This window comes from Spirulina sp. 06S082, from assembly GCF_034932145.1.
In the GTDB taxonomy this organism is placed as follows: Bacteria; Cyanobacteriota; Cyanobacteriia; order Cyanobacteriales; family Spirulinaceae; genus CCY15215.
Map to the genome: position 1 here is coordinate 1 of NZ_JAYGHV010000365.1, position 2,327 is coordinate 2,327.

Annotated in this window: 1 protein-coding gene; it reads right to left on the reverse strand. The window is 46.6% G+C overall.

Annotation, left to right across the window (positions count from 1 at the left end):
• Window positions 1–1,993 (reverse strand): BREX-1 system adenine-specific DNA-methyltransferase PglX (pglX, locus tag VB714_RS21265; protein WP_323226692.1); only part of this gene is annotated, 1,993 nt, incomplete at its 3' end.
• Window positions 1,994–2,327 lie beyond the last annotated feature (334 nt).

Genomic DNA, 2,327 nt, shown 5'->3' on the forward strand with positions numbered 1-2,327 from the left:
CGCTCACCCAATAAGCGATCGCACTCCCCGGAATCTTCGCAAAATCCGCAGGTTTTGTATAAAAATTAGGATAATTTTCAATATCTAAAAAACGCTCTCTTAATTCTTCAATACTTGCCACACTGCCTTGCTTATCGAACAAACGTTTAAAAGTACCAACACCTTGAGAATTTTTTCGGTTACAAATTGTAAAAGAACAACTCCCAAAATCAGAACCAAAAATACCTCTCCCATTATGAACAAGACTTTCTAAAAATGTATTTTCTAAGATATATTTGCGAATATCTTCAAAACTAGATAAAAACATCCAATTGGGAATTGTTAGCATCGAAATTACACCATTTTGTTGACAAAGCTGAAGATTTCGCAACACAAAACAAGCATAAAGATCGCTTTTTGCTGCCTTGTAATGCTTATTCACAAATTCTTTAACATTTGGATTAAATGATTTACTCCCCATATAAGGCGGATTTGCCACAACAATGTCATACTGTCGCCCCAATAACTCCGTCTGTAATAACAACTCCTCCAACGGCAAACAAGCACTCGAAAACGCCGGATTATTCTGTTTATATTCCGTCAAACCCTGCCGCAACCGCCTCAAATCCACCTTTGGCGGCACGATCAAACTCCCCAAAGAATCCGCATCTTGAAACGCATCGATTAACACCTCCCAAATGACCCTATCTCCCAACCCCGGCAAATTATCTAAAACCTCCCGATTTCCCCGACGCACCACCGCCAAATTCAACCGAGGAGGATTCCTCAAAATCCGACGATCCACCGCCCTCGCCTTCATCAACAGCGCAAAACTCGTCAATTGAACCGCCCGTTCATCAATATCCAACCCATATAAATGCTTCTCCAAAATCAACCTCGGAATCTCCCGATCCGCATAGCCCTGACTCTTATACAAATGGAACAAAACCGCAAACGCATAAACCAAAATATGACCGCTTCCACAAGCCGGATCGCAGAGTGTAAAATCCAAAGAAATCCCCTCAATTCCCACCGGAACATTCTCCCGCACCTCCCGACTCGGCACGTAATACGCCAACTTATAATCCCCAATCCAAGCCCCATCTCGGTCAATAAACAAGGAACAATTATCAGTGACCAATGATTTCTTGTTAATTGTTAATTGATAATTGATAATTGAATTTTCCACCATATAGCGGACGATCCAATGGGGCGTAAATAACTGCGTCGCCGCCGGAATATCCTGCGCCTCAACCTTCGACTTTGCCCCAATCACCGCATCCTTGCGCTCCGAAATATAAAACTGATATAACCAACCAATAATCTCCACATCCTGACTATCTTCCGCATCCATCCCTTTCGCCAACCAATCCCCCTCCGGAATATCCGCCACCAACCGCCGCACCACCGAATCCGCATTCAACAACGTCATGGGCAAAAACAGCGCCAAATAATCCTTCTTGCGATCGAACAAAAACGGCAAACTCTCCCCCAACGCCCCGCACTGACACAACAACAAACGACGATAAACCCACTCATCCGGGTTAGGAACTTTTTGCCCCTCCTGTCGCCACTCCTGCAACGTCGGGAAATCCAACCCCGGTAGCGTCTCCAACTCCGCAATTTCCCCCGCCTCCCGCAAAATATCCGGATCCACCAACCCCGCATCGCTACTGCTGAGAACCCGCGTCGAGATATACCCATTCACCTCCATATACCGCAACGCCACCCAACGGTTAAACCAAGTATAAGCAATCTCCTCCACCAAAGCCGCGATCGCCTGGGGTTGCTTCATCTGTCGTCGCAAATCCTCTAAATGCCCTCTTAACTGGCGATACTGCTTTGCTTCTGCCTCATCCAGCGTTTGCCCCGCGACCAATAAACCCCCCTGCACCTCCGTCACCGATGCGAGTTCCTTGGGGGTAATCCCGTATAACGTAGCGCGGGCGCTCACTTGTTCGATCAGGGTTTGACGCGCCCAAATTGCAAAACTTTTAATCGCATTTTTATCCATAGATTTCAATCTATATCAAATCGGGTTCTTGTTATGGGTTAGCGAGCAAGATGCTCGCACTCCTTGGCAATTATTGTTGATTCGCTACTTAAGTCAAATTCCGCAAAAACTCTCGCAAGGGCTTTCGGAACTGAGGGGAACACCTCCTTTTTCCGTTTTGATATCATCGAGAGCCGTCCGTTGAAAAGTTACGCGCATCTAATCTCCGAACACCTCCGCCTCTTCTTCCGGAGTTGCCCATTCCCCTCGATGGGAAGACGCGATCGCTTCATCCAAACGCTGCAAACTCCCGTGTTGCTCTCGATACTGCTGCAAAAATCCCGACGTTACAGCT